The following is a 22,954-nucleotide window of genomic DNA, read 5'->3' as shown; positions in this document are numbered from 1 at the left end:
AGGATGGGCGGGCGATGAACTTCCTGACCATCCTGCCGCTGGCCGTGGTGATGGTGGCCGGGACGCAGGTGGTCGCGGCGGTGCTCCTCGCGTCGGCCGAGCGGCCCCGGGCCGCCTCGCTCGGGTATCTCACCGGGGCGGGTGCGGTGGTCGTCGCCGGGGTGACGCTGAGCTGGCTGCTCACCAGGGTGCTCCGCGGTCCGGAGGCGAGAGCGGAGACCGACGTCGCCCGGTTCGAACGGACCGCGATCTGGATCGACTGGGCCGTGCTGGCGCTGCTGGTGATCCTCGCGGTGGTCGTCTGGCTGCGCCGGCACCGGACCGGGCCGCCCCGCTGGATGGAGCCGCTCCGCCGGGCCGGGCCGGGCTACGCCCTGCGGCTCGGGGTGGTGCTCTTCGCGACCGCCCCGAGCGACGACCTCACCATGGCGGCGGTCGGCGCCAGCGTCGCCCGGCACAACCTGGCGTGGTGGCACCTGCTGCCGTTCGTCCTGCTGACCCTCGGGCTGCTCGCTGTGCCCCTGCTCATCCTGCTGCTGGCCCGTGGTCGGGCCGCGACGGCGCTGCCCCGGCTCCGGCGCTGGGCCGACCGGCACGGCTGGGTGGTCAGCGAGGTGGTGATCGCGTTCTTCGCGCTGGTGACCGTGCTCGACCTGCTCGAGTCGAGCCGCCGCGGGTGAGTCGCCGCGGGTGAGTCGCCGCACAGCCGGTCACCTCGGGTCGGCCGTCGCCGGAGTGGAGTGGGTGGCGGCCGACCTGGCCACCGGCGCGGGGCTCGCGGCGGCCGTCGACGGGATGGAGGCCATGCTGCACCTGGCCTCCTCGCCGACCCGGCGCACCCACGAGATCGACGTGCTGGGCACCCGCCGGCTGGCCCTGGCCGCCGGGCACGCCGGGGTGGACCACCTGGTCTACATCTCGATCGTCGGCGTCGACCGGGTGCCGTTCGGCTACTACCGGCACAAGCTCGCCGCCGAGCAGGTGGTGGCGGCCGGGCCGGTGCCGTGGAGCGTGCTGCGGGCGACCCAGTTCCCGGAGTTCCTGGAGGAGCTGCTGCGGGGCGCGAGCCGGCTCGGGCCGGTGCTCGGGGACCCGAGGGTGCTCGCCCAGCCGGTGGACCCCGGCGAGGTCGCGGGCCGCCTCGCCGCCATGCTGGCCGCCGGGCCGTCCGGGCGGATCGAGGAGTTCGGCGGCCCGGAGGTGCTCCGCTACGACGAGGCGGCCCGCGCCTGGCGGAAGGCCCGGCGATCACACCGTCCGCTGCTGCCGGTGCGGATCCCGGGGCGGCTCGGCCGGGAGCTGCGTGCCGGCGGCCTCACCACCGCCGCCACCCCGACCGGCACCCGCACCTGGGCCGACCACCTCGCGGACACGTACGGGGGAACCGGCGGGAGATGAAACCTCTTGCGGTTCCGGGCCGCCCTACCGTGGCCGCATGCTGGTCTTCCTCACCACCGTGATCCTGTACGTCTTCGGCTTCGTCTTCCTCTACGGCGTGATCCGGCTCGGGGTCCGGCACGGCATCGAGGACGTGGAGACCCACCGCGCCCAGGCCCTGCGGGCCGAGGAGCTGGCGGCCCACCAGGACCGGACGTTCGCCCGCGAGAACGCCTTCCTCACCGGCAGTTGACCCCGTCACCTCGTCCGGCATACGGACCGGTCGGGACGTCGGCGAGCGGAGCCGTCCGGCGGGTGCGAGGATCGCAGCCGTGATGGGGACGCTGAAGACCGAGCCCGCCCGTACCCGACTGGACCTGCTGGCCGCGCCCGTGGCCGCCGCGATCGAGCGGTGGCCGGACGAGGCTCCGGTGGACGTGGACGACGTGCTGGTCGCCCCGATCGACGCCGAGCTGGCCGACACGGCGGCGTTCTGCGCGGCGTACGAGGTGGGGCTGGACGAGTCGGCCAACTGCGTCGTGGTCGCCGGCAAGCGGGGCGGCGAGACGCGCTACGCGGCCTGCATCGTGCTCGCCACCACCCGGGCCGACGTGAACGGCGTGGTCCGCCGCATGCTCGACGTGCGCAAGGCGAGCTTCGCGCCGATGGCCGAGGCGGTCGAGCTGACCGGGATGGAGTACGGCGGGATCACCCCGATCGGGCTCCCGGAGGACTGGCCGATCCTGGTCGACTCGCGCGTGATCGCCACGCCGCACGTGATCATCGGTTCCGGCGTACGGCACAGCAAGATCGCGTTGCCCGGGCCGGCGCTCGGCGCGCTGCCCGGGGCAACGGTCGTGGAGGACCTGGCCCGACCGGCCTAGGTCGTCACCCGCATCGATCTTGTTCCACGTGAAACATCACGCGGACGCCTCGCGCTGCGCCACCTCGTGCAGGGCGGCCAGCAGGGTTTCCGGCTCCTGGGCGCCGGTCACGGCGTACTTCCCGGCCAGCACGAACGTCGGCACGCTGGAGACGCCGAGCTGGTGCGCCTCGCTCAGGTCGGCGGCCACCTCCCGGCGGCCGAGGTTCGACTCCAGGTAGTCCCGGGCCTCGGTCTCGTCCAGGCCCACCTCGGCGGCCAGCTTGACCAGCGCGTCGGTCGACCCGACGTCGATGCCGTCGGAGAAGTGCGCCCGGTAGAGCCGCTCGACCAGCTCGGCGGCGCGGCCCCGCTCGGTGGCGAACCGGACCAGCCGGTGCGCCTCGAAGGTGTTCGCGGCCACGGCGCGGTCGAAGTGCATCTCGATCCCGGCGCCCTCGGCGATCCGGGTGACGTGGGCGGCCATGCCCTCGGCCTTGTCCCGGCCACCGAACTTCGCGCCCAGCGCCTCGATGAGCGGCTTCGGCTCGGTCACCGGCGTCGGGTCCAGCTGGAACGGCCGGAACCGGACGGTCACCTCGCCGTCGTACCGCTCCAGGGCCTGCTCCAGGCGGCGCTTGCCGATCCAGCACCAGGGGCAGACGACGTCGGCGTAGATCTCGATCTCCATGACCAGCGACAACCCGTCGATCAGGAGATCTGTTCCCGGACCTGGCGCTTCAGCCGGGCCAGGATGGCGGTGCCGCCGCGGATCCGCAGCGGGCTGATGGCCTGGGCCAGGCCCATCCGCTGGTAGAGGTCGTCCGGCACGGCCAGCACGTCCTCGGCGCTCGCCCCGGCCAGCCCCTCGGCGAGGATGCCGGCGAACGCCCGGGTGGTCGGCGCCTCCGGCGGGCAGTCGAAGATGGTGCTCACCGTCTTGTCCGGGTTGACCTCGGCGCGCAGGAAGAAGGCGGTCTGGCATTCGGGGACCTGCTCCAGGTCGCCGCGGTCCACGCCCTCGGGCAGCTGCGGGATCACGTCGGAGAACTCCAGCAGCATCTCCAGCACCACGTCGCGCGGGGCGGCGGCGAACTCGTCGACGATCTCGGCCAGCTTGCTCGGCATCTCGGACATCCCCCGAGGCTATCCCCGGCGGCCCGCCCCTCTCCGCGCCGACCCGGTTAGGAAGGGGCCCCTTCTCTACCGCAGGCGTTAAGAAGGGGCCCTTCCTTTCACACGTTCGGGGCGGCCTCGCTGATGTCGCTCAGCGCGGAGTTCGGGTCGAGCTGCATGGCCAGGTCGCCGAGGGAGACGATGCCGACCAGCTTGCGGTCGCTGTCGCAAACCAGCACCCGCCGGATGTTGCGCTCGCGCATCAGCGCGGCCGCCTCGCCCGCCGTGCAGTGCTGCTCGATCATCACCACCTCGCGGGTGACGATCGAACCGATCGTGGTGCTCCCCGGGTCGGCCCGCTCGGCGACGGCCCGCACCACGATGTCGCGGTCGGTCAGCACGCCGGCCAGGGTGGCTCCGTCGGTGACCACGACATCGCCGATGTCCGACTCCTTCATCACCCTGGCCGCCTCGTCCAGGGGAGTCTCCGCGGGCAGGTAGACCACCTGCTTGGTCATCACGTCACTGACCCGGTACATGAGAGCCTCCGAAACGCCTTGGTCGATCCGTCTGCGGTACCCCGTGGCGCGTCCGCTACACCCCGTCGCGACGCGCCCCACGCGCCTCGTCGAGCAGGCGCTCGACCAGGCCGTCCACTGGCAACTCGATCCGCTCGCCGGAGGACCGGTCGCGCAGCTCGACGTACCCCTCGGCGAGCCGGCGGCCGACCACGACGGCGCGCGGGATGCCGATCAGCTCGGCGTCGGTGAACTTCACCCCGGCCGAGACGTGGGTGCGGTCGTCGACCAGCACCCGCAGGCCCGCGGCGGAGAGGCGCCCGCCGAGCTCCAGCGCCGCGTCGAGCTGCGGCCCCTTCCCGGCCGCCACCACGTGTACGTCGCACGGCGCGACCTCGGCCGGCCAGACCAGCCCCCGGTCGTCGTGGTGCTGCTCGGCCACCGACGCGACCGCTCGCGACACACCGATGCCGTAGCAGCCCATGGTCGGCCGGACCGGCTTGCCCTCCCGGCCGAGGACATCGACGGCGAAGGCGTCGGTGTACCGGCGGCCGAGCTGGAAGATGTGCCCCACCTCGATGCCCCGGCGCGTGGTCAGCTGGCCGTCGCCGCAGGCCGGGCAGGGGTCGCCCGGGCGCACCTCGGCGGCCTCGATGATGCCGTCCGGAACGAAGTCCCGCCCGCACACCACGTCGGTGGCGTGCCGGCCCGGCTCGTTGGCGCCGGTCAGCCAGGTGGTGCCGGTGACCACCCGGGGGTCGACCAGGTAGCGGACGCCGTGCTTGGCCAGGATCTGCGGCCCGATGTAGCCCCGGACCAGTTCCCGGTGTGCCGCCCAGTCGTCGAAGACCGCGACGGTGGCCGGGGCGAGCGCCGCCTCGACCCGCTTCAGGTCCACCTCGCGGTCGCCGGGCAGGCCGATCACCAGCAGCTCCGCCTGCTCGGCACCGGGACGGCGGACGGCCAGCACCACGTTCTTCAGCGTGTCACCGGCGGTCCAGTCGGTCCGGCCGGCCAGCGCGCGAGCGTTGGCCAGGTCGACCAGGGACGCGATGGTCGGCGTCTCCGGGGTGTCGTGCACCTCCGTGGCCGGGTGCGCGTCCGGGTCGCCGGCCGCCGGCGCGCGCGTCACCACGGCCTCGGTGTTGGCCGCGTAGTCGCAGGCGGTGCAGCCGACGTAGGTGTCCTCACCGACCGGCGTGGCGGCCAGGAACTCCTCCGACGCCGAGCCGCCCATCGCCCCGGACATCGCGTGCACCACGGTGAAGTCCAGCCCGAGCCGGGTGAAGATCCGTCGGTACGCCTCGCGATGCCGGTCGTAGGCCGCCTGGAGCCCCGCCTCGTCCAGGTCGAACGAGTAGGCGTCCTTCATGAGGAACTCGCGCCCGCGCAGCAGGCCGGCCCGCGGCCGGGCCTCGTCCCGGAACTTGGTCTGGACCTGGAACAGCGTCACCGGGAAGTCCCGGTAGGAGCTGAACAGGTCCTTCACCAGCAGCGCGGCCATCTCCTCGTGGGTCGGGGCGAGCAGGTGCGCGGCGCCCTTGCGGTCTTCGAGGGTGAAGATATCGTCGCCGTACTCCGTCCACCGCCCGCTGGTCCGGTAGGGCTCTGCCGGCAGCAGCGCCGGGAAGTGCACCTCCTGGTCGCCGATCGCCGCCATCTCCGAGCGGACGATCTCGGTGACCCGTTCCAGCACCAGCTTGCCCAGCGGCAGCCAGGTGTAGCCGCCCGGTGCGGCGCGGCGGACGTAGCCGGCGCGGAGCAGGAGCCGGTGGCTCGGCACCTCCGCGTCGGCCGGATCCTCGCGCAGGGTCCGGAGCAGCAGGGTCGACATGCGCAGCAGCATTGAGGCAGCGTACGGCGACTGGGATCGGCAAGCGATCGTATTCGCCGCCGTGTGGGTAGTAGAGGGGGATGGATGAGAGGCCTCTGCTGACGATGACGACGACCGTGCTGGACGCGCCCGACGCGCGGGAACTGGCCGGGTTCTACGAACGGCTGCTCGGGTGGGCACGGGAAGAGGACGAGCCGGACTGGGTCGTCCTGGTCGCATCCGGGGGCGGCGCCGGGCTGGCGTTCCAGACCGAGCCCGCGTACGTGCGCCCGGTCTGGCCCGCGGGCCCCGGCGAGCCGCAGATGATGGCGCACCTCGACATCAAGGTCGACGACCTCGATGCGGCGTCGGCGTTCGCGGTGTCCCTGGGCGCCACGGTCGCGGACTTCCAACCCCAGGACGACGTCCGGGTGCACCTGGACCCGGCCGGCCACCCGTTCTGCCTGTACCTCTGAGCCGGCGCGAGCGGCCTACGCTGCGGTCATGACCATGACGCCGTCGGCCCGCGCGGTCAGCCAGTACGCGACGACGACCGGCAACCTCACGGCCCGGATCGCGCTGCACGACCACGGCACGAACCCGCAGGGCTGGTTCGCCTGGCTCGACGAGCGGTTGCCGCTGGCCGGCGACGTCCTCGAAGTGGGCGCCGGCACGGGGAAGCTGTGGAGCCAGGTGGACCACCGTGGCCGACGGCTGCGGCTCACCCTGACCGATTTCTCGGCGGCGATGTGCGCGCGGCTCCGCGACGTCCCCGGCGCACGCGTCGAGCGGTGCGACGCCAGCCGGCTGCCGTTCGCCGACGCCAGCTTCGACACCGTCGTCGCCAACCACATGCTCTACCACCTGGACGATCCCGCCACCGCGCTGCGCGAGTTCGCCCGGGTCCTCCGCCCCGGCGGACGCCTGGCCGCCGCCGTCAACGGCAGCGACCACCTTGCGGAACTCAACGCCCTCGCGGTAGCCGTCGGCCGCCCCGATCTGGCGCTTCCCTTCCACCAGAACGACTTCACGGCCGAGACCGGATCGGGGTACGTGGCTCGCACCTTCACCGGCGTCACGGTCGAACGCTATCCGTGCGACCTGGAGGTTCCCGCCGTGGAGCCCGTCCTCGCCTACCTCGCCAGCATGGCCGAGGAGCCACTCACGCCTGCGCAGCAGTCAGCCGCGCGCGACTTGGTCCAGGCCCGGATCGACGCCGAAGGCAGCTTCCGCGTGCGCAAGCACACGGTGCTCATCACCGCTGCACGCTGACAGGTCTGGGGACGCCGGGCCCTCCTCCGCTGAACACCTCGTCCATGCGGCTCGAGCGGTCGGCTGGTCGCAGCGCAGCTTCCAACCGACGGTCGATCGCCGGCTCCGGCGCGCTCCTCCGATGGTCGGCCGGACAGGGTGAGCTCGCGAGGCCCTTTGGAGCTGATGTCACAAACGACTCAGGCCATCACCGGCCGACTACTCGGTAGGGCATCGCGACCATGCCCTCGCGCGGTGGTTGGGCGGAGGGGTCAGGGGCGCTTGGTCTGGGTGATGAAGGCGCGCCAGGTGTCGGGGGTGAAGGTGAGGACCGGGCCGGACGGGTCCTTGCTGTCGCGGACACCGACCAGGCCGGGCAGGTTGTCGGCCACCTCGACGCACTCGCTCTGCCCGCTGCGGGTGGACTTGCGCCAGACAGCGCCGATCAGATCCATGACGTGATCACATCCTTCATCAGCTCGATCGACTGGCGGCGAGGAAGTGCCTCACTTCGGACGCTCTCCCACCTCGACAGCAGGAACGCCGCCACGGACCGCCTCGACGGCTTCCGAGCGTAGCGGTGTCCTCAGCAGACTGTCACGCAGTGAGCCGTCTCCCGTCCGGCCCGCTGCGGGGCCGCCCCCGAATCCCCCGATCGCCGGGGGCGGCCCCACCCCCGTGATGGAGAAGGAAGTCACCGTGAGCCTCCCCGTGCCGCGCCTCGGGCCGTACCCCGATCGGCCACGCCCCTATCCGCCGGACCGGCCGGCGCACCTGCCGATCCGGCCGCTCTGGGTGTGCCGGGCCTGCGGGCTGCCGTGGCCGTGCGCCCAGGCGCGCCTGCTGCTCAAGGCCGAGTACGACGACCACCCTGTCGACCTGGCCGTCTACCTGTCCGGGCTCTATCACGAGGCGACCCACGACCTGTTCCGGCTGAACCCGCAGGACGGTCCGAGCCCGCGCGAACTGTTCGACCGGTTCGTGGCCTGGGGTCCGTACCGGCGGGGGATCGTCGAGGATCGGTGACCGTACGCCGAGGGGCGGCCCACCCACTGGTGGCCCGCCCCTCCCGTGGTCCCGGTCAGCGCAGCACGGTGATCGCCCGGTCCGCGACGACGTGCTTCCAGGGCACGATCACCACGACCCCGTCCCGCTCCATGACCTTGGCGTCCTCGCCCTCGAAGCCGGCCGACGACGGTCCCTCGGCCACCGGGCTGACCGTGCCGGTCCCGGCATCGATGCGGACCAGGCGCGGCGGCACCTTCCGCCGGTCGCCGGTCTCCCAGGCCAGCAGCCCCTGCTCGTCCCGGCGGATCAGCTCGACCTTGCTGGGGCTGTGCCCGGACGAGATCCAGCGCTGCTTCCCGGTGGCCAGGTCGATGGCGATGATCTGGTTGGCCGCCCGCCCGGCGCCGGGCACGTTCTTCGGGAATGTCGGGTAGTAGAGCGTGTCGTCGTCGGCGAGGAACTGGTAGACGGCCGGACCGTCGATGGCGTTGGACCGGTTCGGCGGCACGTCCCACAGTTCGGTGCCGTCGATCGGGTCGGTGAACGACCCGGTTTCCCGGCCGGTCTTCGGGTCCCGCACCGTGTAGCTCTCGTGCCCCAGCCCGGGCAGGCCGATCAGCGGCTGCACGCTCAGCACGCCGTCGGTGACCTTCGCCTCCGGCAGCCGCTGCCGCCAGCGCACTTTGCCGGTGGCCGGATCCACGGCGTCCACCTCACCGCCGACGGAGCAGCCGTAGGTGACCACCACCAGGTCGGCGGCGGCCCGCATGTCCTTGAATCCGCAGCCCCGGCCGGGCAGCAGCTTCTCCCCGGTGGTGCGCCACAACTGCTTCCCGTCGGCGAGGGAGAACCCGATCATGGTGTCGTCGGAGCGGACGATCACCTGCTGGCCGGCGACGGAGAGGTCCGGCGCGGCCAGCGCGTCCCGGCCCTCGCGGGCCGGCGCCGGGAACTTCGCCTGCCAGGTCAGCTTGCCGCTGGTGAGGTCGAAGCCGGCGACGGTGTTGCAGGACTGTTCGGGCCCGACCGCCACCGCGCCCCGGCCCTCGGTCACCGCCTGGGCGGCGACGCAGAGCGAGGTGCCCTCCGGCGCGGGCGCGCCCCACGCCTGCCCGCCGTCGGAGAGCCGGTAGGCCAGCAGCCCGTCCCCCTGCGCCCGGACCACCGTCTCACCGGCCAGCCAGGCGCCGAACATGTCCTGCTGGTCGTAGGTGGTCAGGCCGGTGTCCTGCCGTTCGGGGAAGTCCAGCACCCAGGCGGTCTTCAGCTCGTCGTCGCCGCCCGAGCCGCCGCCGACCAGCCGGGAGACGCCCCAGGCGGTGCCGGCGCCGACGGCCAGCACGGCCACCAGCCCGCCGGCGATCAGCAGCGCCAGGCGCCCGCGCCGCCTGGGCGCCGGCGGGGTCGGGGCGGCCCCCGGCCAACCCGCCGGCGGGTACGCCGGCTGTCCGGCCACGGGGTACGCCGGCTGTCCGGCCTGCGGCCAGCCCGGGTGCCCGCCCTGCCCCGGCGGGGCCTGCGGCGGCTGCGGCCAGCCCGGCTGCGGAGCCGGTGGCGCCCCTCTGGCCGGGGCCTGTGGCGCGGCCGGCGGCGGGACCTGCGCCCCGGGCTGTGGCGGCGCGTGCGGCGGATACTGCGGCTGCGGCGGGACCGGCAAACCGCCCGGTGCTCCGGGCTGCGGCTGCCAGGGGGACTGCGGGTTGGTCATCGTTCGCTCCTCGGGTTCCCGCTCAACGCGCCTGTGCCCGCACGTACGCCGCCCAGCCCGTCTGGAACTGGGCCAGCGGGACGCCGAGCACCTGCCGGCTGGCCTGGTCGGCGGTGGCGCCCTGGTAGCGGGCGGTCACGAACTGGAACAGCTTCTGCTCGCCGTACTTCTCCGCGAGGTGGGTCATGGCCGCGTGCCCGAGCCAGTAGTGGAAGCTGGTCCGCCCCGAGAGGTCCCAGGCGGCGTTGCCCGGCAGCGTGCCCTCCCAGTCGCCGGAGCGGACGATCGACCGTGCCTGCGGGGTGCGGCCGCTGGACCGCAGCGGCTCACCCCGGTGGGCCAGGTACTCGGCGAAGCCCTCCACGATCCAGTTCTCGATGCCATCGAAGAAGTCCTGCTTGTCGGCGTCCTCCAGGCTGGCGACCAGGGAGTGGCCCACCTCGTGCCGGAAGATCTCCCGGGGCCCCCGCGTGTTGCCGGCGGCGAAGAACGACCGGTCGGCCACGTCGATGACGATCCGGCTGCCGCCGATGTCGATGTCCTGCTTCCGGTCGGCGGAGACCATGCCGATCGAGACGCCGGCCTCGGTGGTCTTCTCCTTGTTGATCCGGTAGAGCGAGCCCAGGTCCTGCTTCCCCTTGACCAGGCTGATGACGAAGCCCTTCGGGATGTCCGCGGTGACCCCGCCGGCCTGCCAGGCGGCGAAGTCGTCGGCCACCGCCGCTTCGGCGGCCGGTGCGTGCCGCTTCGCCTCGGCGGCCAGCGCGGCGTCGGTGATGACCAGGGTGTGCGCCGTGCGCTCGACGTGGATGTCGCGCCATTTGTCCCAGGGGCCGGGGTAGTAGACGGTCTTCGAGCTGCCCAGCGCGGCGGGCGCGCCGGTGACCGCGGTGACCTTGAGCGGGGCGCCCTGGCTCTCCCGGACGACCGTCCAGCGGTACCACTCGGCGACCGGCGTGAGGTCGTACCCCTCGAACTGGTGCACGAAGGACACGTCGAGCTGGAAGCTGACCCCGCGGCCGAAGCTGTCGGTGGTCCGCCCCTGCTGCGCGACGGTCCGGTACTGGCCGACCGCCAGCGGCAGCTTGCCCAGGTTGGTGAAGAGCCGGGTCTGGCCGCCGACCAGATCCTTCTTGGCCGGGTCGAAGGGGGCCAGGTAGCCCTTCAGATCCTTGTCGGCGAGGGCCTTGCTGTGCCGGGCCAGCAGGTCGTCCAGCTCCTGCTGCGTGACGGTCACCCCGTTGGCCGCGGCGGCGGCCTTCGGGGCCGCGTCCTCGCCGCGCTTGCTCAGCCCGACGCCCACGCCGATCGCCGTGCCGGCACAGAGGGTCAGCGCCAGCGCCCCGGCGCCCAGCCCGATCCAGAGGCCGCGCCGCGACTTCGGCGGCGGCGGGGCCGGCGGGTACGGCCCGAATCCCGGCTGCCCCGGCCCGCTCGGGTACGCCCCGGGCGGCCCGTAGCCGGGCGGGGCGGGGAAGCCCGGTGGCGGGGCCGGGTACGCCTGGCCCGGCGGGTGCGGCTGACCGTCGGCCGGGAAAGCGGCCGGGTGTCCCTGGGTCATGCGTTCCTCGTTCGCGCCGTCGGGAACCGGCCGCAGCGGCGGGCGCCTCACACCCCGGGCCGGATGACGGGCCACATCATCCCCGGTCCGGCGGACGGATTCTGCCCCGGATCCACCAAGCGGGACATTTGTCCCGATGACCTCCGCCACGTCGCGCGCGGGGGTCGGGCGGCGGCCGTCCGGTCGGTGCGAGACTGGCCGACGCAGCTCTGCCGGGTCAGTCAGAGGGAGGCGCAGTGCGCTGGCGCAACTTCGTGGCGGTGGGCGACAGCTTCACCGAGGGTATGGACGACGCGTATCCGGACGGCACCTACCGGGGCTGGGCGGACCTCGTCGCCACCCGGCTCGCCGCCGAGGCCGGTCCCGACTTCGGTTACGCCAACCTCGCCATCCGGGGCCGGCTGTTCCCGAGCATCGTGGCCGAGCAGGTGCCGGCCGCCCTGGCCATGAAGCCCGACCTGATCAGCTTCGCGGCCGGCGGCAACGACGTGTTGCGCCGTACCTTCGATCCGGACTCCTTCGTGCCCCGCTTCGACGAGGTGATCAGCCGGCTGCGCGCCGGGGGCGCCGACGTGGTGCTGTTCCGGTTCGCCGACGTGATGGCCCGGCTGCCCGGCCAGCGGCTGGTGGCCCCCCGGGTGACCCTGCTCAACCGGGTGGTCGGCGAGGTCGCCGCGCGGCACGGCGCCATCCTGGTCGACCTGTACGCCGACGACACCTACCTCAACCCGATGCTCTGGAGCACCGACCGGCTGCACCTGTCGGCGGCCGGGCACCGGAGGGTGGCCGGGCAGGTGCTCGCCGCGCTCGGCGTGGCCTGCGACGAGGAGTGGCTCATGGTGCCGCCGCACCCGGCGCCCACCCCCTGGCTGGCCGCCCGGGCCGCCGACCTGCGCTGGGCCGGCCGGCACCTGGCCCCGTGGATCAAGCGCCGGTTGACCGGCCGCTCCTCCGGTGACCTTGTCACGGCCAAGCGGCCGGTGCTCGGGCCGGTCACCCTCGACTGACCGTGCGGACCCTGCACGCCGCGCCCCTGCTGCGGCTCACCCTCGACGACGAGCCCCGGTCGGGTCACGCCGTGCTCGTGGGCGGCGACCGCGTCGAGGCCGTCGGGACGTTGGACGAGCTGGCCGGGGCGTACCCGGGGGTGCGGGTGCGGCGGTGGGCCGGCGCCCTCGGGCCGGCGCTGGTGCACGACGGGCCGCTGCCGCCCGCGCCGACCCCGCGCGAGCGGGTGCATGCCCTGTTCCGGCTCGGGGCCGCCGCGGTGCTCGCCGACCACGTCACCGACCCTGCGTTGCGGGCCGCCGCAGCGCGCAACGAGGTGGCGGTGCTCGCCACCGCCCGGCCGCCCGCGCTGGAGGTCGGCGGCCGGGCCGACCTGGCGGTGTTCGCGGTCGACGGCTCCTGCCTGGCCACGGTGGTGGCCGGACGGCTGGTGCACCGCCGCGCCTGACCGGTGTCGAGCCACCACACGGGATGGCCGGTCGCGGTCCGGTGATCCGGCGTACCTTGGGGATCATGCCTGTGCCGAGCGATCCGAATCCGCACCTCCAGTCGTACGCCGACCCGCAGCGCCTGGTCACCACGGAGTGGCTGGCCGAGCACCTGGGCGACGAGGGCCTCGTGGTGGTCGAGTCCGACGAGGATGTGCTCCTCTACGACACCGGCCACATACCCGGCGCCGTGAAGGTCGACTGGCACACCGAGCTGAACGACCAGGTGACCCGGGACTACCTCGACGCCGGGAGCTTCGCCGAGCTGTGCGCGGCCAAGGGCATCGGCCGCAACGACACGGTGGTCTTCTACGGCGACAACTTCAACTGGTGGGCCGCGTACGCCCTCTGGGTGTTCGCGCTGTTCGGCCACGCCGACGTCCGGCTGCTCGACGGTGGCCGGATGAAGTGGGTGGCCGAGGGGCGCGAGATGTCGAAGGACACGGTGACCCGGCCGCGCGCCGACTACCCGGTGCCGGAGCGGAACGACGCGCCGATCCGGGCGTTCCGCGACGAGGTGATGGCGCACGTGACCGCCGGCCGGCCGCTGGTCGACGTGCGGTCGCCGGGTGAGTACACCGGCGAGATGCTGCACATGGCGGCCTACCCCCAGGAGGGCGCGCTGCGCGGCGGGCACATCCCCGGCGCGGTGAGCAAGCCGTGGAAGGCCGCCGCGAACGAGGACGGCACCTTCAAGCCGGTGGACGAGCTGCGCGCGATCTACGTCGACCAGCTCGGGCTGAGCCCGTCGGACGACGTGGTGGCCTACTGCCGGATCGGCGAGCGGTCCAGCCACACCTGGTTCGTGCTGCACCACCTGCTCGGGTTCCCGCAGGTCCGCAACTACGACGGCTCGTGGACCGAGTGGGGCAACCTGGTCCGGGCCCCCGTCGTGCGGGGCGAGGAGCCGGGCAGCTTCGCCGGCTAGGCCGGCCGGCCGGTCAGGTAGCGCTGGAGGGTCGGGGCAACCCAGGCGACCACGTCCTCCGGTGCCATCTCCACCACCGGCGGCAGCCGGACGATGTACCGGGTGAAGGCCAGCCCGAGGATCTGGCTGGCCACCAGGCCGGCGCGGCGGCCGGTGGTCGCCGGATCGGTGTCGAAGTCGGCCACGGCCGCGGCGAGCTGGTCGGCGAAGAGCAGGCGCATCCGCTCGGCCGCTCCCGGGTTGGTGCTGGCGGCGCGGAGCAGCGCCGCGAGGGTCTCGTCCCCCTCCCAGCGGCTGAGGAAGTGGCGGACCAGCGTCTCGCCGAGCCGGTCGGGTGGCACGGCGGCCAGGTCCGGCAGGCGCAGGTCGAACTCGGCCGCCGCGGCGAAGAGCCCTTCCTTGCTGCCGTAGTAGCGCATGACCATCGACGGGTCGATGCGGGCGTCGGCGGCGATGGCCCGGATGGTGGCCCGCTCGTAGCCGTCGGCGGCGAAGCGCTCGCGGGCCGCGCGCAGGATGGCCGCCCGGGTGGCGTCCGAGCGGCGGGCGCGGGGTGCCGTGTCGGTCATGCCCACAACTGTAGGCCAACAAGCGTTGACATCGAAACCGGGACGCGCCTACCGTTGTCAACAAGTGTTGGCAAACAGTTGTGGGCAACCCTGGAGGTGGGCCATGCTGCCCGAGCGCACCGACGTCCTCGTGGTGGGGGCCGGACCGACCGGCCTGGCCGCCGCCGTCACCCTGGCCGGGCACGGGATGACCGCCACCGTGGTGGACCGGCTGCCCACCCCGCCGCTCACCTCGCGGGCGGCCGTGGTGCACGCCGGCACACTCGAAGTGCTGGACCGGATCGGCGTCGCCGCCCCGCTGGCCGCACGCGGGCTGCCGTCGACCCGGTTCACCGTCCGCGACCGGGACCGGGTGCTGCTCACCGTCCCCTTCGACCGCCTGCCGTCCCGCTACCCGTACGCGCTGCTCGTCTCCCAGGCCGAGACCGAGGCGGTGCTCGCCGACCGGCTCACCGGGCTCGGGGGGCGGGTGCTCAGGCCGTACGAACTGACCGGCCTCGACCTCGACGGCGCCGGCGCCACCGCGACCTTCGCGGGCGGCGAGACGGTCCGTGCCCGCTGGGTGGTCGGCGCCGACGGCATGCGCAGCCGGGTCCGCGAGCTGGCCGGCATCGGCTTCGGCGGGCCGGCCGACCCCGGCGAGTCGTTCCTGCTCGCGGACCTGCGGGTGGACAGCGCGCTGCCCCGCGACCAGGTCAACCTCTTCCTGGCCCGGCAGGGTCCCCTGGTCTGGGCGCCGCTGCCCGGCGGGCCGGTCCGGCTGGTCGCGGCGGTGGACGACGCGCCGCGTGAGCCCGAGGCACGGCACTTCCAGGCCCTGCTGGACGAGCGGGGCCCCGCCCGGCGCCCGGACCGGGTCACCGACGTGCTCTGGAGTTCCCGGTTCCGGATCCACCACCGGATCGCGAGCAGCTACCGGTCCGGCCCCGTGCTGCTCGCCGGGGACGCGGCGCACGTGCACAGCCCGGCCGGTGGGCAGGGCATGAACCTCGGCCTCCGCGACGCGGTCGCCCTGGGCGACGCCCTCGCCGCGGTGCTCGCCGGGGGTCCCGACACCCTCCTCGACGCGTACGCCGCCGCCCGCCGCCCGCTCGCCGAGGAGGTGCTCGGCTTCGCCGCCGGGCTCACCCGGCTCACCGCCGTCCCGCCGGCCGCCCGCCCGCTGCGCGACCTGGTGCTCCGGGCCGCCTCCGGGCTGGCCCCGGTCCGGCGGCGGCTCGCCGTGCGCCTGGCCGGGTTCGAGCCGACCGGCCGCTGACCCCGATCACCCGGTCCCGCGCAGCGTTCCCCACGCGCCGGCGGTGACCAGGGCGAACACGCCCGCCGCCGCAGCGATCACCGGCCCCACCCCGTACGCCTCGCCGGCCAACCCGGCCAGCGCCGCCCCGAGCGGTGCGGCGGCCAGGCCGAGCACCCGCTGCGCCGCGCCGACCCGCCCGAGCAGTTCCGCCGGCACGTGCCCCTGCCCGTACGCGGACCAGAGGCTGTTCCAGATCGTGGTGCCAGCGGCGAACGCGGCCAGCGCCACGCCCCCGGCCAGCGGGTCGCGGGCCAGGGCGAACCCGGCCAGCGCCACGGTCTGCCCGAGCAGCACCGCGCGCAGCGCGGGCAGGGTGCCGAACCGGGCCGCCACCCGCCCGGCGACGAGTGCCCCGAGCAGTCCACCGGCGACCACTCCCGCCGCGAACAGCCCGTACGCCTGCGCCGGCACCCGCAGCGCCCCGAGCGCGTAGAGCACCAGCACCGCCATCACGCCGCTGATCGCCAGGTTCGACCCGGCCGAGGCGAGGGCGATTCCCCACAGCACCCGGTCCCGGCGCACCCACCGCATTCCGGCCCACGCCTCCCGCCACACCCCGGTGCCGCCCGGCCGGGGCGGTGCCGCCGGCAGCGGGCGGAGGGCGACGACGAGGGCGGCCGCGAGGGCGAAGGTGAGCGCGTCCACGGCGAAGGGGAGCGCCGCGGCCAGGGCGAAGAGGACGCCGGCCAGCGGGGTGCCGAGGAGCCCGCCGGCCACCGCCGTGCCGGCCTGGAGCCGGCCGTTGGCGGTGGGCAGCGCGGCCGGCGACACCAGCGACGGCAGCAGCGCGAAGGCGGACGCGTCGAAGAGCGTGCCCAGGGTGGCGAGCAGGAACGCCGCGACGGCCAGCGCGACGATCCCGGCCCGGCCGGTGGCGACCAGCCCGGCGAGCGCGGCCACCACCACGGCCCGGGCCCCGTCCACCGCCGCCATCGTGCGGCGCCGGTCCCACCGGTCGGCGTACGCGCCGCCGAGCAGCCCGAACAGCAGCGGCGGGAGCTGCCCGGCCACGGTCACCGCGGCGATGGCCCGGGGGTCGCGGGTGAGCGCGGCGGCCAGCAGGGCCAGGGCGGGCGTACGCAGGGCGTCGCCGAACCGGGACGAGACGGCGGCGGACCAGAGCAGCCGGTAGTCGCGGCCGAGCATGGTGGCGGTAGCGGTCATGCCGATGGACCCTGCGACCTGAACCGGGTCGAGGGTCAAGCGGCGGGGGTGTGAGGCGACCGACGGGTAACCGAGGCTCCACCAGCTTGGGTGCGCGGTCTAGGCTGGCCCGGTGGCGGTGGAACAGCAGGCGCGGGGCGCGGCGAGCGGCGCGACGGGTGCGGGTCGGCGCCGGTCCCGGCGCGACGAGATCCTGGAGATCGCGGTCGGGCTCTTCGCGGCGCGGGGTTACCACGGTGTGTCGATGGACGACATCGGCGCCGCCGCCGGTGTCACCGGCCCGGCGCTCTACCACCATTTCGCCGGCAAGGAGGCCATGCTGGTCGCCGCGCTGATCCCGGTCAGCGAGGGGCTGCTGGCGGGTGGCCGGGAACGGGCCGCCGGGCACCCCGACGACCCGCGCGGCACGCTGGAGTCGCTGATCGACTTCCACGTCGACTTCGCGCTGGCCAACCCGGCGGTGATCGCCCTGCACCTGCACGAGCTGGACCGCCTCCCGGACGAGCCGCGCCGCCGGATCCGCCGGCTCCAGCGGATGTACGTCGAGGAGTGGGTGACCGTGCTGACCGCGCTGCACCCGGGGCTGCCGGACGGCGAGGCGCGGGTGCTCGCGCACGCCGCGTTCGGCCTCATGAACTCCACCCCGTTCCTCGGTGGTGAGGTGGACCGCCGCCGCCGTGCCGAGCTGCTGCGGGGCGCCACGCTGGCCGCGCTGCTCGCTCCCACGGATCCCGCCTGACGCCCGGCGCGCCTTAACGCCCGTTAAGCGCGCGCGTCGTCGGCGTGTTAAGAAGGGGCCCCTGCTATGCAAGAGGCGTTAAGAAGGGACCCTTCCTTGTTCGAATCGCTGTTGGTGGCCAACCGGGGCGAGATCGCGCGCCGGATCATCCGCACCGCGAAGAGGCTCGGGATCCGTGCGATCGCGGTGCACTCGGAGGCCGACGCCGGCCTGCCGTTCGTGACCGAGGCCGACCATGCGGTCTGCGTCGGCCCGGCCAATCCCGCGCTCAGCTACCGCAACGTCGAGGCGATCCTCGCCGCCGCGAAGGACACCGGCGCCCAGGCGATCCACCCCGGCTACGGCTTCCTGTCGGAGAACGCGGACTTCGCCCGTACCGTCGCGGCCAGCGGCCTCAGCTGGGTCGGGCCCGGCGCGGACGCGATCACCGCGATGGGCGACAAGATCAACGCCCGGAACCTGATGGCGGCGGCCGGGGTGCCGGTCGCGCCGGGCACCACCGAGCCGGCGGCCGACCTGGATGCGGCGGTCACCGCCGCCGCGGAGATCGGCTACCCGGTGATGGTCAAGGCCGCGGCCGGCGGCGGCGGCATGGGCATGGGCGTGGCGACCGACGAGGCCGCGCTGCGCACCGAGTACGACAAGGTCCGCTCGTTCGCCGAGCGGATGTTCGGCGACGGCTCGGTGCTGATCGAGCGGTACTTCCCCCGGGTACGCCACGTCGAGGTGCAGATCCTCGGCCTGGCCGACGGCCGGGTGGTGGCGCTCGGCGAGCGCGAGTGCTCGGTGCAGCGGCGCAACCAGAAGCTGGTCGAGGAATCGCCGTCCCCGGCGGTCTCGCCCGAGCTGCGGGAGCGGTTCCTGGCGGCGGCCGTGCGCGCCGGCGAGGCGGTCAACTACCGCAACGCCGGCACCGTGGAGTGCCTGCTCGATCCGGCCACCAACGAGTTCTTCTTCCTGGAGATGAACACCCGGCTCCAGGTCGAGCACCCGGTCACCGAGTACGTCTACGGCGTCGACCTGGTCGAGGAGCAGTTGCGGGTGGCCGCCGGCCTGGCCCCGACCTTCGACCCGGACGCGCTCGCACCGCGCGGGCACGCCATCGAGCTGCGGATCAACGCCGAGGACCCGAAGCGGTTCCTGCCCGGCCCGGGCGCGATCAGCACCTGGAACGAGCCGGCCGGCGAGGGCGTACGCATCGATTCCGGCTACGTCGCCGGCAACACGGTGACCCCGTTCTACGACAGCCTGCTGGCCAAGCTGATCGTCAGCGGCGCCACCCGGGACGAGGCGGTCGCGCGGGCGAGGGCCGCGGTGGCCCAGTTCGAGATCGCCGGCCCGAAGAACAACCTCCCCTTCTTCGCCGAGCTGCTGGAGAACCGGGAGTTCCTCTCCGGCGACTACGACACCGGCATCGTCTCCCGCATGCGCTGACGATCGGACCCCCATCGGCACAGGTGGGATGCTGGAGGAACCCAGCATCCCACCGTCACAGTGAGGTGACCCCTTATGGCGGAACTGCCGGACTTCGTCTCCATCCGGGAAGTCGGCCCTCGGGACGGGCTCCAGAACGAGGAGCCGATCCCCACCGACGCCAAGGTGCGGCTGCTCGACGTGCTCTCCGGCACCGGCGTGCGGCGGATCGAGGCCGTCTCCTTCGTGCACCCCAGGGCGATCCCGCAGATGGCCGACGCCGACGAGGTGTGGCAGCGGGCCGCCAAGGCCGACGGGGTGCGCTACTCGGCGCTGGTGCCGAACACCCGGGGCGCGCAGCGCGCCCTGGCCGCCGGCTTCAGCGAGATCGAGGTGGTGGTCTCGGCCAGCGACACCCACAACCGGCGCAACGTCAACCGGTCCACCGAGGAGTCGCTCGACGACATCGCCGAGCTGATCGACCTGCTGCACAGTGCGGGCGCGACCGCCGAGGTGATCGTGGCGACCAGCTTCGGCTGCCCGTACGAGGGTGACGTCGACCCGAAGCGGGTGGCCGGCATCGTCGACCGGGTCGTCCGGGACGGCGCGGACCGGGTCGCCTTCGGCGACACCACCGGCATGGGTACGCCCCGCCGCGTCCGCGAGCTGGTCACCGCCGTTCGCGACCGCAACGCCCACGTGCCGGTGCTGCTGCACTTCCACAACACCCGGGGCACCGCGCTGGCCAACATGCTCACCGCCATGGAGCTGGGCATCACCGAGTTCGACGCCAGCGTCGGCGGCCTCGGCGGCTGCCCGTACGCCCCCGGCGCCAGCGGCAACCTCGCCACCGAGGAGGCCGTGCACATGCTGCACGACATGGGCATCGACACGGGCATCGACCTGGCCGCCCTCATCGAGGCGGCCGAGCTGGCCGAGGAGTTCGTCGGCAAGAAGCTCCCGTCCGGCGTCCTCCGGGCCGGCCCCCGCACCCGCCTGACCCCGATCCCCTCCTGACCGGCCCACGCCGAACCGCCCACCCCAACCCCACCCCGGCCGGCAGCGTTGATCATGAAGTTATTGCCACGACACGCCGCGGCTGAGGGCAATAACTTCATGATCATCGGGGCGGCGCTCGGGCCGGCGGTGAGGGGCGGCGGTGAGGGGCGGCGGTGAGGGGCGGCGGTGAGGGGCGGCGGGGTGTGGCCGGGCGGGCAGGTCGCCGGAGGGGGTGGGAATGCGCTAGCCTAACGATCGTTCAGGTCGGTCGGCGCGCTCACGAGGCGCCCGGTGGCAATGGGAGTCGGCGTGACGCTCGACGGTGAGGCTCTGGAGCAGCTGCGCAAGCGCGCCAGGGCCGGCGGTGCGGACAAGTACCACGCGGCGAACGCCGCGAAGGGCAAGCTCTTCGCCCGCGAGCGGGTCGCGTACCTGGTCGACGAGGGCTCCTTCGTCGAGGACGGGCTCTACGCCAACGCGATGGCCGAGGGGCTTCCCGCCGACGGCGTGGTCACCGGCACGGCCACCATCGACGGCCGGCCGGTCTGCCTCATGGCGAACGACTCGACGGTGAAGGCCGGCAGTTGGGGCGCCCGGACCGTCGAGAAGATCATCCGGATCATCGAGCGGGCCTACTCGACCAGCGTGCCCATGGTCTACCTGGTCGACTCGGCCGGGGCCCGGATCACCGACCAGGTCGACCTCTTCCCCGGCCGGCGCGGCGCCGGCAAGATCTTCTGGAACCAGGTTCGCGCCTCGGGCGCCATCCCGCAGGTCTGCGCCCTGTTCGGGCCGAGCGCGGCGGGTGGGGCCTACATCCCGGCGTTCTGCGACGTGGTCGCCATGGTCGAGGGCAACGCCAGCATGTACCTGGGCTCCGACCGGATGGTCGAGATGGTGACCGGTGAGAAGACCACGCTGGAGGCGATGGGCGGGGCCAAGGTGCACTGCGCCGAGTCCGGCGTCGGTCACTTCCTCTGCAAGACCGAGAACGACGCCCTCGACGTGGTCAGGACGTACCTGTCCTACCTGCCGTCGAACTGGAAGCAGGAGCCGCCGGCCGCCGAGGCCGTGGACGCGCCGGAGAAGGCCGACCTGGCCGCGCTGGTCCCGGTGAGCGAGCGGCAGGCGTTCGACATGCGCCGGTACGTCAAGGGCCTGCTCGACGAGGGCAGCTTCTTCGAGATCCAGGCGCTCTGGGCCAAGGAGCTGACCATCGGCTTCGGCCGGTTGAACGGCGAGGTCGTCGGCGTGGTCGGCAACAACTCGATGTTCAAGGGCGGCGTGCTCTTCGTCGACTCGGCCGACAAGGCGACCCGGTTCGTGCAGCTCTGCGACGCGTTCAACGTGCCGCTGCTGTTCCTGTCCGACGTGCCCGGGTTCATGGTCGGCAGCGCGGTGGAGAAGCAGGGCATCATCCGGCACGGCGCCAAGATGATCACCGCGATCTCCGAGGCGACCGTACCCAAGATCTGCGTGGTGGTCCGCAAGGCCTACGGCGCCGGCCTCTACGCGATGGCCGGCCCCGGTTTCGAGCCGGACGCGACGATCGCGCTGCCCACCGCGAAGATCGCGGTGATGGGTGCGGAGGCCGCGGTCAACGCCGTCTACGCCAACAAGATCGCCGCGATCGAGGACGAGGCCGAGCGGGCCGCGTTCGTCGCCGCGAAGCGCGAGGAGTACGAGCGCGACATCGACATCGTCCGCCTCGCCAGCGAGCTGGTGGTGGACGCCATCGTCGAGCCGCACGAGCTGCGCGCCGACCTGGTCCGCCGGTTCGCCGCCGCGCGCGGCAAGGAGCGGCACTTCGCGAAGCGCCGGCACGGCGTGACCCCGGTCTGACCCGCACCGACCCGCACGACCCGACCCGGCGCCACGAGCGCCCGGCGGCCCGTCCACAGAGGCATCCCATCAGGAGGATCAGATGGACTTCCGGCTCAGCGAGGAACAAGAGGCGCTGCGGGAGAGCGTGCGGGACTTCGCCCGCGAGGTGGTCGCCCCGGCCATCGCCGAGCACTACGAGCAGCACACCTTCCCGTACGAGATCATCCGTCAGATGGGCAAGATGGGCCTGTTCGGCCTGCCGTTCCCCGAGGAGCACGGCGGCATGGGCGGCGACTACTTCGCGCTCTGCCTGGCCCTGGAGGAACTGGCCCGGGTCGACTCCAGCGTGGCCATCACCCTGGAGGCGGCGGTCTCGCTCGGCGCGATGCCGATCCACCGGTTCGGGACCGACGAGCAGAAGGCCCGGTGGCTGCCGAAGCTGCTCAGTGGTGAGGCCCTCGCGAGCTTCGGGCTGACCGAGCCGGGCACCGGCTCCGACGCGGGCGGCACGCAGACGAGGGCGGTGCTGGACGGCGACGAGTGGGTGATCAACGGTTCGAAGGCGTTCATCACCAACTCGGGCACCGACATCACCGCGCTGGTCACGGTCACCGCGGTCACCGGTGTCAGGCCGGACGGCTCGAAGGAGCTCTCGACCATCATCGTCCCGTCCGGCACGCCGGGCTTCACCGTGGCGCCCGGCTACTCGAAGGTCGGCTGGACCGCCTCCGACACGCACGAGCTGACCTTCGACGACTGCCGGGTGCCGGCGAGCAACCTGCTCGGCGAGCGCGGCCGGGGCTTCGCCCAGTTCCTGCGCATCCTCGACGAGGGGCGCATCGCCATCGCGGCCCTGGCCGTCGGCCTGGCTCAGGGCTGCCTCGACGAGTCGCTCAGGTACGCGAAGGAGCGCGAGGCGTTCGGCCAGCCGATCGGCAACTACCAGGCGATCCAGTTCAAGATCGCCGACATGGAGATGAAGGCGCACACCGCCCGGCTCGCCTACTACGACGCGGCCGCCCGGATGCTGGCCGGCGAGCCGTTCAAGCGGCAGGCGGCCATCGCCAAGCTGCACGCCAGCACCATCGCCGTGGACAACGCCCGCGAGGCCACCCAGATCCACGGTGGCTACGGCTTCATGAACGAGTACCCGGTGGCCCGCTTCTGGCGCGACTCCAAGATCCTTGAGATCGGGGAGGGCACCAGCGAGGTGCAGCGCATGGTCATCGCCCGCGATCTCGGCATGTGAGCGGCGCCCGCCCGGGCCGGTCGGGCCCGGGCGGGTCCACCGTCTGTCGGATATCGGCA

General features: G+C 73.5%; 25 protein-coding genes and 1 pseudogene. 16 read left to right on the top strand and 10 right to left on the bottom strand.

Annotated features, from left to right (window positions below; all coding sequences use genetic code 11):
- Positions 1–14: 14 nt before the first annotated feature.
- The 4 genes from ABZS80_RS04995 (at position 15) to ABZS80_RS04980 (ending at position 2,261) form a co-directional block, all read left to right on the top strand.
- The gene (locus tag ABZS80_RS04995) at positions 15–680 is read left to right on the top strand and encodes a GAP family protein (protein WP_355054494.1); all 666 of its coding nucleotides are present in this window, start codon (positions 15–17) and stop codon (positions 678–680) included.
- A gap of 10 nt (positions 681–690) precedes the next feature.
- Complete coding sequence (locus ABZS80_RS04990; protein ID WP_355054493.1) at positions 691–1,398, top strand: NAD(P)H-binding protein; 708 nt, start codon at positions 691–693, stop codon at positions 1,396–1,398.
- A gap of 37 nt (positions 1,399–1,435) precedes the next feature.
- Complete coding sequence (locus tag ABZS80_RS04985) at positions 1,436–1,630, top strand: hypothetical protein (protein ID WP_262284969.1); 195 nt, start codon at positions 1,436–1,438, stop codon at positions 1,628–1,630.
- An 82-nt stretch (positions 1,631–1,712) separates the two neighbouring features.
- Positions 1,713–2,261 carry a YbaK/EbsC family protein gene (locus tag ABZS80_RS04980; protein WP_355054671.1) on the top strand — a complete coding sequence of 183 codons (549 nt, stop codon included), beginning with the start codon at positions 1,713–1,715 and terminating at the stop codon, positions 2,259–2,261.
- Positions 2,262–2,297: 36 nt separating this feature from the next.
- Here the strand turns inward: ABZS80_RS04980 and ABZS80_RS04975 are convergent, their stop codons facing one another.
- The 4 genes from ABZS80_RS04975 to ABZS80_RS04960 all read right to left on the bottom strand — a co-directional run bounded on the left by ABZS80_RS04975 (position 2,298) and on the right by ABZS80_RS04960 (position 5,719).
- Complete coding sequence (locus ABZS80_RS04975) at positions 2,298–2,930, bottom strand: DsbA family oxidoreductase (RefSeq protein ID WP_355054492.1); 633 nt, start codon at positions 2,928–2,930, stop codon at positions 2,298–2,300.
- Between the two features lie 20 nt (positions 2,931–2,950).
- A complete protein-coding gene (locus ABZS80_RS04970) occupies positions 2,951–3,376 on the bottom strand; it encodes a SufE family protein (protein ID WP_355054491.1) in 426 nt (141 codons plus the stop codon).
- A 98-nt stretch (positions 3,377–3,474) separates the two neighbouring features.
- A complete protein-coding gene (locus tag ABZS80_RS04965) occupies positions 3,475–3,894 on the bottom strand; it encodes a CBS domain-containing protein (RefSeq protein ID WP_151460556.1) in 420 nt (139 codons plus the stop codon).
- Positions 3,895–3,949: 55 nt separating this feature from the next.
- Positions 3,950–5,719 carry a proline--tRNA ligase gene (locus tag ABZS80_RS04960; protein ID WP_355054490.1) on the bottom strand — a complete coding sequence of 590 codons (1,770 nt, stop codon included), beginning with the start codon at positions 5,717–5,719 and terminating at the stop codon, positions 3,950–3,952.
- A 68-nt stretch (positions 5,720–5,787) separates the two neighbouring features.
- On the opposite strand from ABZS80_RS04960, the gene ABZS80_RS04955 reads away from it, so the two are divergent.
- Both ABZS80_RS04955 and ABZS80_RS04950 read left to right on the top strand, forming a co-directional pair.
- Positions 5,788–6,162: a VOC family protein gene (locus tag ABZS80_RS04955; RefSeq protein ID WP_355054489.1), complete on the top strand. Its 375-nt coding sequence runs from the start codon at positions 5,788–5,790 to the stop codon at positions 6,160–6,162.
- A gap of 28 nt (positions 6,163–6,190) precedes the next feature.
- Positions 6,191–6,958, top strand: coding sequence for a class I SAM-dependent methyltransferase (locus ABZS80_RS04950; RefSeq protein ID WP_355054488.1), 768 nt, complete (start codon positions 6,191–6,193; stop codon positions 6,956–6,958).
- A gap of 251 nt (positions 6,959–7,209) precedes the next feature.
- Here ABZS80_RS04950 and ABZS80_RS04945 read toward each other — a convergent pair whose 3' ends face one another.
- Together ABZS80_RS04945 and ABZS80_RS04940 are read right to left on the bottom strand one after the other, a co-directional pair.
- Positions 7,210–7,392: a DUF397 domain-containing protein gene (locus ABZS80_RS04945; protein WP_355054487.1), complete on the bottom strand. Its 183-nt coding sequence runs from the start codon at positions 7,390–7,392 to the stop codon at positions 7,210–7,212.
- Positions 7,383–7,481, bottom strand: a pseudogene (locus ABZS80_RS04940) (DNA-binding protein); the annotation flags it as partial. The pseudogene ABZS80_RS04940 and the gene ABZS80_RS04945, both read right to left, overlap by 10 nt.
- 155 nt (positions 7,482–7,636) lie before the next feature.
- Here ABZS80_RS04940 and ABZS80_RS04935 point away from each other — a divergent pair.
- Positions 7,637–7,963, top strand: a complete 327-nt coding sequence (locus ABZS80_RS04935) for a hypothetical protein (RefSeq protein ID WP_355054486.1) — start codon at positions 7,637–7,639, stop codon at positions 7,961–7,963.
- A 55-nt stretch (positions 7,964–8,018) separates the two neighbouring features.
- On the opposite strand, the gene ABZS80_RS04930 is transcribed toward ABZS80_RS04935, so the two are convergent.
- Both ABZS80_RS04930 and ABZS80_RS04925 read right to left on the bottom strand, forming a co-directional pair.
- Entirely contained in the window at positions 8,019–9,653 is a 1,635-nt protein-coding gene (locus ABZS80_RS04930; RefSeq protein ID WP_355054485.1) for a PQQ-binding-like beta-propeller repeat protein, read from the bottom strand.
- A gap of 22 nt (positions 9,654–9,675) precedes the next feature.
- Entirely contained in the window at positions 9,676–11,214 is a 1,539-nt protein-coding gene (locus ABZS80_RS04925; protein WP_355054484.1) for a hypothetical protein, read from the bottom strand.
- Positions 11,215–11,450: 236 nt separating this feature from the next.
- Between ABZS80_RS04925 and ABZS80_RS04920 the strand changes: the two genes are divergently transcribed.
- The 3 genes from ABZS80_RS04920 to ABZS80_RS04910 all read left to right on the top strand — a co-directional run bounded on the left by ABZS80_RS04920 (position 11,451) and on the right by ABZS80_RS04910 (position 13,638).
- Positions 11,451–12,221, top strand: coding sequence for an SGNH/GDSL hydrolase family protein (locus ABZS80_RS04920; protein ID WP_355054483.1), 771 nt, complete (start codon positions 11,451–11,453; stop codon positions 12,219–12,221).
- A gap of 2 nt (positions 12,222–12,223) precedes the next feature.
- Positions 12,224–12,670: a hypothetical protein gene (locus tag ABZS80_RS04915; RefSeq protein ID WP_355054482.1), complete on the top strand. Its 447-nt coding sequence runs from the start codon at positions 12,224–12,226 to the stop codon at positions 12,668–12,670.
- 65 nt (positions 12,671–12,735) lie between these two features.
- Positions 12,736–13,638, top strand: a complete 903-nt coding sequence (locus tag ABZS80_RS04910; RefSeq protein WP_355054481.1) for a sulfurtransferase — start codon at positions 12,736–12,738, stop codon at positions 13,636–13,638.
- Here the strand turns inward: ABZS80_RS04910 and ABZS80_RS04905 are convergent.
- Positions 13,635–14,207 carry a TetR family transcriptional regulator gene (locus ABZS80_RS04905; protein WP_355054480.1) on the bottom strand — a complete coding sequence of 191 codons (573 nt, stop codon included), beginning with the start codon at positions 14,205–14,207 and terminating at the stop codon, positions 13,635–13,637. The genes ABZS80_RS04910 and ABZS80_RS04905 overlap by 4 nt on opposite strands.
- A gap of 103 nt (positions 14,208–14,310) precedes the next feature.
- Between ABZS80_RS04905 and ABZS80_RS04900 the strand changes: the two genes are divergently transcribed.
- Complete coding sequence (locus tag ABZS80_RS04900; protein WP_355054479.1) at positions 14,311–15,465, top strand: FAD-dependent monooxygenase; 1,155 nt, start codon at positions 14,311–14,313, stop codon at positions 15,463–15,465.
- A gap of 6 nt (positions 15,466–15,471) precedes the next feature.
- Here the strand turns inward: ABZS80_RS04900 and ABZS80_RS04895 are convergent, their stop codons facing one another.
- Positions 15,472–16,671, bottom strand: coding sequence for an MFS transporter (locus ABZS80_RS04895; RefSeq protein ID WP_355054478.1), 1,200 nt, complete (start codon positions 16,669–16,671; stop codon positions 15,472–15,474).
- A 112-nt stretch (positions 16,672–16,783) separates the two neighbouring features.
- On the opposite strand from ABZS80_RS04895, the gene ABZS80_RS04890 reads away from it, so the two are divergent.
- The 5 genes from ABZS80_RS04890 to ABZS80_RS04870 all read left to right on the top strand — a co-directional run bounded on the left by ABZS80_RS04890 (position 16,784) and on the right by ABZS80_RS04870 (position 22,895).
- The gene (locus ABZS80_RS04890) at positions 16,784–17,410 is read left to right on the top strand and encodes a TetR/AcrR family transcriptional regulator (RefSeq protein ID WP_151460546.1); all 627 of its coding nucleotides are present in this window, start codon (positions 16,784–16,786) and stop codon (positions 17,408–17,410) included.
- A 96-nt stretch (positions 17,411–17,506) separates the two neighbouring features.
- Positions 17,507–18,844, top strand: a complete 1,338-nt coding sequence (locus ABZS80_RS04885; RefSeq protein WP_355054477.1) for a biotin carboxylase N-terminal domain-containing protein — start codon at positions 17,507–17,509, stop codon at positions 18,842–18,844.
- Positions 18,845–18,919: 75 nt separating this feature from the next.
- Complete coding sequence (locus ABZS80_RS04880; RefSeq protein ID WP_355054476.1) at positions 18,920–19,840, top strand: hydroxymethylglutaryl-CoA lyase; 921 nt, start codon at positions 18,920–18,922, stop codon at positions 19,838–19,840.
- A 291-nt stretch (positions 19,841–20,131) separates the two neighbouring features.
- Positions 20,132–21,664, top strand: a complete 1,533-nt coding sequence (locus tag ABZS80_RS04875) for an acyl-CoA carboxylase subunit beta (RefSeq protein ID WP_151465673.1) — start codon at positions 20,132–20,134, stop codon at positions 21,662–21,664.
- 82 nt (positions 21,665–21,746) lie between these two features.
- Entirely contained in the window at positions 21,747–22,895 is a 1,149-nt protein-coding gene (locus ABZS80_RS04870; protein WP_355054475.1) for an acyl-CoA dehydrogenase family protein, read from the top strand.
- Positions 22,896–22,954 lie beyond the last annotated feature (59 nt).

Source organism: Micromonospora sp. NPDC005305 (genome assembly GCF_040607315.1).
In the GTDB taxonomy this organism is placed as follows: Bacteria; Actinomycetota; Actinomycetes; order Mycobacteriales; family Micromonosporaceae; genus Micromonospora.
The sequence above is the reverse complement of the archived record's forward strand: the minus strand, read 5'-3'. Positions and strand labels throughout refer to the sequence as shown.

Coding starts and splice junctions, on each gene's coding strand:
- ABZS80_RS04960 (WP_355054490.1), bottom strand. CDS start 5,719: ATGCTGCTGCGCATGTCGACCCTGCTGCTCCGGACCCTGCGCGAGGAT.
- ABZS80_RS04925 (WP_355054484.1), bottom strand. CDS start 11,214: ATGACCCAGGGACACCCGGCCGCTTTCCCGGCCGACGGTCAGCCGCAC.
- ABZS80_RS04945 (WP_355054487.1), bottom strand. CDS start 7,392: ATGGATCTGATCGGCGCTGTCTGGCGCAAGTCCACCCGCAGCGGGCAG.
- ABZS80_RS04970 (WP_355054491.1), bottom strand. CDS start 3,376: ATGTCCGAGATGCCGAGCAAGCTGGCCGAGATCGTCGACGAGTTCGCC.
- ABZS80_RS04905 (WP_355054480.1), bottom strand. CDS start 14,207: ATGACCGACACGGCACCCCGCGCCCGCCGCTCGGACGCCACCCGGGCG.
- ABZS80_RS04995 (WP_355054494.1), top strand. CDS start 15: ATGAACTTCCTGACCATCCTGCCGCTGGCCGTGGTGATGGTGGCCGGG.
- ABZS80_RS04980 (WP_355054671.1), top strand. CDS start 1,713: ATGGGGACGCTGAAGACCGAGCCCGCCCGTACCCGACTGGACCTGCTG.
- ABZS80_RS04955 (WP_355054489.1), top strand. CDS start 5,788: ATGGATGAGAGGCCTCTGCTGACGATGACGACGACCGTGCTGGACGCG.
- ABZS80_RS04880 (WP_355054476.1), top strand. CDS start 18,920: ATGGCGGAACTGCCGGACTTCGTCTCCATCCGGGAAGTCGGCCCTCGG.
- ABZS80_RS04895 (WP_355054478.1), bottom strand. CDS start 16,671: ATGACCGCTACCGCCACCATGCTCGGCCGCGACTACCGGCTGCTCTGG.
- ABZS80_RS04965 (WP_151460556.1), bottom strand. CDS start 3,894: ATGTACCGGGTCAGTGACGTGATGACCAAGCAGGTGGTCTACCTGCCC.
- ABZS80_RS04910 (WP_355054481.1), top strand. CDS start 12,736: ATGCCTGTGCCGAGCGATCCGAATCCGCACCTCCAGTCGTACGCCGAC.
- ABZS80_RS04950 (WP_355054488.1), top strand. CDS start 6,191: ATGACCATGACGCCGTCGGCCCGCGCGGTCAGCCAGTACGCGACGACG.
- ABZS80_RS04900 (WP_355054479.1), top strand. CDS start 14,311: ATGCTGCCCGAGCGCACCGACGTCCTCGTGGTGGGGGCCGGACCGACC.
- ABZS80_RS04985 (WP_262284969.1), top strand. CDS start 1,436: ATGCTGGTCTTCCTCACCACCGTGATCCTGTACGTCTTCGGCTTCGTC.
- ABZS80_RS04930 (WP_355054485.1), bottom strand. CDS start 9,653: ATGACCAACCCGCAGTCCCCCTGGCAGCCGCAGCCCGGAGCACCGGGC.
- ABZS80_RS04870 (WP_355054475.1), top strand. CDS start 21,747: ATGGACTTCCGGCTCAGCGAGGAACAAGAGGCGCTGCGGGAGAGCGTG.
- ABZS80_RS04975 (WP_355054492.1), bottom strand. CDS start 2,930: ATGGAGATCGAGATCTACGCCGACGTCGTCTGCCCCTGGTGCTGGATC.